Raw genomic sequence first — 5,381 nt, forward strand, 5'->3', positions numbered from 1 at the left:
AATTGACGCTGAGTTCTCAGAAACGAAGTAGGTCAGCATTATCATGTATAGGAAGAGAGGTAGGGTTAACCCTGCCTCTTCCTGAAAGCCCGTTTAGGCGGGCTATTTTTTTTTGACTGGATGTTTAGGCGCGAATTAACCCCGTTTCTGCAATTGTATTTTTTTTCAGGCATTAAGTATAGAAAAAAATCGGGACAGGTTAGAGTTTGTCCCGGACTTCAATCAACTAATAAATGCCAAACTATCTCTCACATTAACCACCACCTGTCGCTTCAATTAATCGGGAGAGGGAGATTTGAATCGCCAACAATTCCGCTGGAGGATTCCCCAAAAACTCGGCATTACTCTGCATAATCATCTCGTTATAGGAGCGAATTGCATCTAATAATTGTTCCGCGTTCACTTGCCCCTCGGCCAACAGTCTGGCTAATTTAGAAGCTAACCGTCTGGCGACTTCACTGGAAGGACCACCAGGAGTATTAGAGAGTGCCGTGCTCAGGGCGTTTACACTATTCACTTGACCTGTGGTAAGTACCACGGCTACAAGCTGCTGTGCTTCTACAGAAATACTAGCACCAGTCGTTGCAGTAATGTTACCGACATTGAGCTGAGATAAGACTATAGTTCCGGCTTCATTAACTGCCGATTGAGCATCCCCTCTTCCGGCAAAGATAGTTTGGCTTCCAGTTCCGCTTCCAAAACCCCCAATGTCCCCGGTGGTTGAGATTACCCCTTGTTGCCCTTGAGCATCACTCGATGGATTTGTTTCACTACCTCCGGATGTTGAGGGTACGTTAGGGGTCTCCGTTGTGATGGGTGGCGGTGGTACCTGTGTGGGTGCGATCGGTGGTGCTTGCACTGGTTGCGGTTGCACTGGTATAGGTTCACCTATTGGTTGCGGTTGCACTGGTACAGGGTCAACGACTGGTTGCGGTTGCACTGGTGCAGGGTCAACGACTGGTTGCGGTTGCACTGGTGCAGGGTCAACGACTGCTGGCGGTTGCACAGGTGCAGGGTCAACGACTGCTGGCGGTTGCACAGGTGCAGGTTCAACGACTGGTGGCGGTTGTACCGGGGCAGGTTCAACTACTGGTACCGGGGTGATGTTTGGTGCCGGGGCAATTGGTGGGGGGGGTACTATCTCACTCCCCATCATTGAACCACTGACTGGAGAACCGATTTGAGCATGAACTGGGGAGGCACTGAGGAAGATAACCCCACACAATCCTAACCCAACTGCAGAATATTGATAGAGAGATTTATGATTCATTGCGATTACACTAAATGACAACATTTAAAATGCTAAAGAATAGCCATAGCCAATGCCCATAATGAACCGAGCACCATCCCCTGCACTATTAGTTACATCGGCAAAAGCGGGGGTAATTACTAGGGGGAGATCCTTGAAGGGGACTATCGAAGCGCCGAGAAACAAATCTTGACCTGTCCAGTCCGCAATCAGCGAGATCTGTTCAACGACCCGTAAACCTACACTGCTAAAGACACCAATCGTGTTGTTGTCATTGATTACATCATCTTCTGAGCGATAACGACCCCCTCCAACTCCTAATGATACGGTGAGTTGGCTCAGAGGTTCGGCACTATTTTCTTTAAAGCGAAAGACTTTTGTCACGACTCCATAGGGACTGGTGGTGGTATCAATGTCGCCCCAAGACAGCGCATATTCTATCCCAGCGGCAACCGCAAAATTATTGGGAAGTAAACGGTGGACTTTAAAGCTAACACCACCATCAGCCAGGGGTTCGTCAATTAAATCGGTAACCACTAGACTCACTTCTAAACCGACATTTTCGCGAGAGTTCCCTAACCCAAAACCTAATGCTAAAGTTCCATCGGCTTCTGTTGTGTATCGAGTTCTCGCTTGATATCCAAATCCAGCATAGACTCGGCCCCAATTTGCACCAAATGCGGTGGGAGTTCCGATACTGACTCCGGGTGCAGAACTTCCACCGGCTGTAGGCACAACTAAGGTGGCTGGTTCTGGAAGCAAATATTGATTCCGTAAGTCTTCTAGCCCTGAATCGGTAGAACTGGGTTCCTGGGCGATCGCCTCTTCTGTCCGAAAGAAGTTGTTAAAGCTGCGTTCTTCTACCTGCAATGCCTCAGCGGTTGGAGAGGGAAAGGATAGCGCGAACTGAGTGGTTTCTGCGGGGAGTTCCCGGGCGATCGCCTCGGGTTGCGGATTGCTGGGAGACAGGGGGAGGGGGTTGGCATGGGCAACGCTGTTATATAATCCCGTCCCTAATATGGAGGCGATCGCCAACAGTAACCGTTGTAAACGTAGGGTTTTACCTATCCCTAGATATTTCGTTAATGATTCTTGACTCATGAATTTTTAATCTCACTGCTCACACACATGGAATTTCTGAAATTTGTTCAAATTTACCCTTGAAGGGTCTCATCACCACCGGATCTGCCCTAATCCAAGCCCCTCACTTACCATAACCATCCCGGTTCCGTTTCTGGTTGCGTTTCCGGTTGGGGTTCTGGTGCTGACAACGTTGGTGCCGGGGGCGGTAATGGTGGACTCGGTTGCACCGTTGAGTCGGGCGGCGTTTGAGGCGGTGGAGAATTAACCGTTGGCGTCGCTGTAGGAGGGGAATTCGCCATCAAGGGCTGGATTTGGTCTCGCAACTTCACGACCCATTCTCTTCTCTCTTGTCTTTCTGTCTCTCTGGGAAAGTCAGCGATTTGTTTATCAATAATCGTGATGGCTTTGCTATAACTCGCAAATGCCTCATCATACTTCGCCTGAAAGGTATTCACTAATCCTTTCCCATACCAAACAGGATAAAATTCTGAATCGATTTCAATGGCTTTCTCATAGGCCCCAAGCGCTTCTGGGGGCTTCAATGCTCGCCAATATTGATTTCCCTGATTCGCCCAATACACTGCACTATTGGGCTGTGCTGCATTTTGCTCCTGCATCCCCGCCAACACAAATTCTGCTCCTATTGCATCGAGATCATCTTCATTTAATGCCCGAGCAGGATTGGTTTCGACGGTGACATTATTTAAAGGAATACTGACTTGGGGTGCTAAATTCAAAAATTTAGCAATGGGAATTGATAAACTATAGCCAATCAGCACTCGTTGGTCTCCAGAAGCTTCATTAGAAACCTTTCTTCCTTCATTTTGGCCATGAACAGCAATGACTCTCCCATCGGTATCTAAGACCGGACCGCCACTCATTCCCGGAAAAGTGATACTCGTATAAACGGCTTGGTATCCCTTTGCAACCGGGCCGATTCTGAAGCCGACCATTTTATTCTCGGGCAGCAGTCTCCCGACACTAAATCGATACTTTAATTCGGTGATATCTCGATTATTTATTCCCGGCCATCCAGACGCGAAAACAAAGTGTCCATATTCCCGGATAATTTGCCCATTGGGTAATTGCCTCTCTCGTTCGCTATTGAGGTTGGTATCATAATTAGCTAAGGTCGCTAATTTATAATTTCGGTTGCTGTCGAATTGCAGAATGGCTAAATCGACTTCTGGAAGTTTTTTTACGGTGTTAAAATCTAGGGTATATTCTTGTTTATCATGGGTGATGACCTTTAGTCCGGGACGAGGGTCGTTACAAGGTTCGGATTGGTTTCTACAAACGACATGATTAGCCGTCAGTACCGTATAAGTGTTGCCTTCTTTGGCAATCAAAAACCCGGACCCGTTAGCGGTTTTGCCGGACTGCGGATTGGTTTCAGGAATTAATACGGTAATCTCTTGGGCGATCGCCTTGACTTGATCAACGCTATCCGACATAAATGCGGTCCCAAGGTAGGGTTGTGCTAAAGCAATTGCCACACCAACTAGGACCGCCAAAAATACATGATGAACTTTCATTGTTTTGAATGAAACTCCCTACATTGACATTGAGTGAAACCCCGGTTTTACCACAACGGTTCAGACCCCGGATTCGATAAGATAGGAGTCTCCTGTATCACGGGTAATGCAGATGGAGACCCTTGGGGAGGTTGCGGTGTGGTCACAGAACCCTGGGGGGGTTCGGGCCGTGCGATCGCCTCAGTTGGGGCGATCGGTGCTCTAGCGGATGGCATTCCCACCGGATTGGAAAATCCCGCTGCTAATTGGACAAAGGTATCGATCGCAATTCCCATGCTCGATCGCACCATAATTTCACGCATAGCGGCACTGGGTCTGGAACCATCGGTAAACAGATAAGGATCGCCCCATAATGGATAGGCGTGCATTCCATTAATCCCAATCACCTGACCTTGACGATTCAAGATGGGTCCGCCACTCATGCCTTTTTCCACCAGATTGGTGTAGGCAATTTGATATCCCCCCTCGATCGCGCGATCGGAGATTAAAGAGACTGTACCCGTCGTGAAGGTCCAGGCAGAACCATACTGTTCCGATTCAAAGGGAAACCCCGCCGCAAAGACCTCATCCCCAGCTTTCAAAGCTGAGGAAGTCCCCACCGATGCCACGGTATAATCAGCACCCGTACTGCGAAATTGCAGTAATGCCAAATCATTGCCCTCAAAGCTCACCGTTCTCACCACTTCCGCTGGATAGGTTCGACCATCATTCGTTTGAATTTGATATCCCGAACCCTGTCCGGCAGTCAAAACGTGCTGATTGGTGACAACCGTATAAACCGATCCTTGTTTTTGGATAACAATACCGGAACCTCCACTGCGGCCTGACAACACTTTGACCGTAATTGATTGGGCAATTTGACGGACTTGTGCGGTCAAGAGTGGAGCCGAAGGTTGGGCGGTGAATCCACTCACGGGCAGGTTTTGAGCGGAACTATATAAAGGAAATAACTGTGTTGGTAGGGTGATCAAGAAACTACCAACACAGACCAAAACAATCTGCGATCGCAAATTCACGTTATAAAGGCCTTTGAACTAAGTTGGATTTACCAGATGCCACCACCACCACCGGAAGGTTCAGAAGGCTCCGAGGGAGTAACGTTTGTACCTTCTGAACCCCCTGACGAGGGACCACTGGGATCGACGTCAGCATTGCTCAGGAAATTGTTGAAATCGATATTGACTCCATCATCCCCAGAACTTTCATACAATGGACCACTAGCAGCCCCGCGTTGTAAATCGAACAGTTGCTGAACCGCTGCTGCTGCATCAACCCCCGATTTCAGGGTAAATAACAGATTACTGCTGTTGCAACCCCCACTCCGACTTGCACAAACCACAGGTTCACCGTTTAAGTAACCCGTAGTAATCGAACTAAGCAGTCCCTGGCTATGGAGATTACTGAATCGTCCAGCAACTATCTGACACCGGCGTTCCGGAGTATAGCCCGAAGCACTGAAATATTCTGAATACCAGCGCACGACCGGGACCGCACCTCGTGGAGTCATTGCAAAG

The 5,381-nt window shown here is 48.6% G+C and carries 6 protein-coding genes; 1 reads left to right on the plus strand and 5 read right to left on the minus strand.

Going from position 1 to position 5,381, the window contains the following annotated elements:
- Positions 1-253: 253 nt before the first annotated feature.
- Positions 254-874 (minus strand): hypothetical protein, encoded by a 621-nt coding sequence (locus J0895_RS11845; RefSeq protein WP_207088294.1) that lies wholly within the window; start codon positions 872-874, stop codon positions 254-256.
- Between the two features lie 17 nt (positions 875-891).
- Between J0895_RS11845 and J0895_RS11850 the strand changes: the two genes are divergently transcribed.
- Complete coding sequence (locus J0895_RS11850) at positions 892-1,104, plus strand: hypothetical protein (RefSeq protein ID WP_207088295.1); 213 nt, start codon at positions 892-894, stop codon at positions 1,102-1,104.
- A 190-nt stretch (positions 1,105-1,294) separates the two neighbouring features.
- On the opposite strand, the gene J0895_RS11855 is transcribed toward J0895_RS11850, so the two are convergent.
- From J0895_RS11855 to J0895_RS11870, 4 genes are all read right to left on the minus strand, one after another.
- Positions 1,295-2,350 carry a hypothetical protein gene (locus tag J0895_RS11855; RefSeq protein ID WP_207088296.1) on the minus strand — a complete coding sequence of 352 codons (1,056 nt, stop codon included), beginning with the start codon at positions 2,348-2,350 and terminating at the stop codon, positions 1,295-1,297.
- 107 nt (positions 2,351-2,457) lie between these two features.
- Positions 2,458-3,867 carry a tetratricopeptide repeat-containing S1 family peptidase gene (locus J0895_RS11860; RefSeq protein ID WP_207088297.1) on the minus strand — a complete coding sequence of 470 codons (1,410 nt, stop codon included), beginning with the start codon at positions 3,865-3,867 and terminating at the stop codon, positions 2,458-2,460.
- 47 nt (positions 3,868-3,914) lie between these two features.
- The gene (locus J0895_RS11865) at positions 3,915-4,883 is read right to left on the minus strand and encodes a S1 family peptidase (RefSeq protein WP_340643496.1); all 969 of its coding nucleotides are present in this window, start codon (positions 4,881-4,883) and stop codon (positions 3,915-3,917) included.
- Between the two features lie 29 nt (positions 4,884-4,912).
- The coding region (locus J0895_RS11870) for a COP23 domain-containing protein (RefSeq protein WP_207088298.1) at positions 4,913-5,381 on the minus strand (469 nt) is incomplete at its 5' end.

This window comes from Phormidium pseudopriestleyi FRX01 (assembly GCF_017313335.1).
In the GTDB taxonomy this organism is placed as follows: domain Bacteria; phylum Cyanobacteriota; class Cyanobacteriia; order Cyanobacteriales; family Laspinemataceae; genus Laspinema; species Laspinema pseudopriestleyi.

Excerpts from the sequence above, each read along its gene's own strand:
- J0895_RS11855 (WP_207088296.1), bottom strand. The coding sequence starts at position 2,350 with ATGAGTCAAGAATCATTAACGAAATATCTAGGGATAGGTAAAACCCTA.
- J0895_RS11860 (WP_207088297.1), bottom strand. The coding sequence starts at position 3,867 with ATGAAAGTTCATCATGTATTTTTGGCGGTCCTAGTTGGTGTGGCAATT.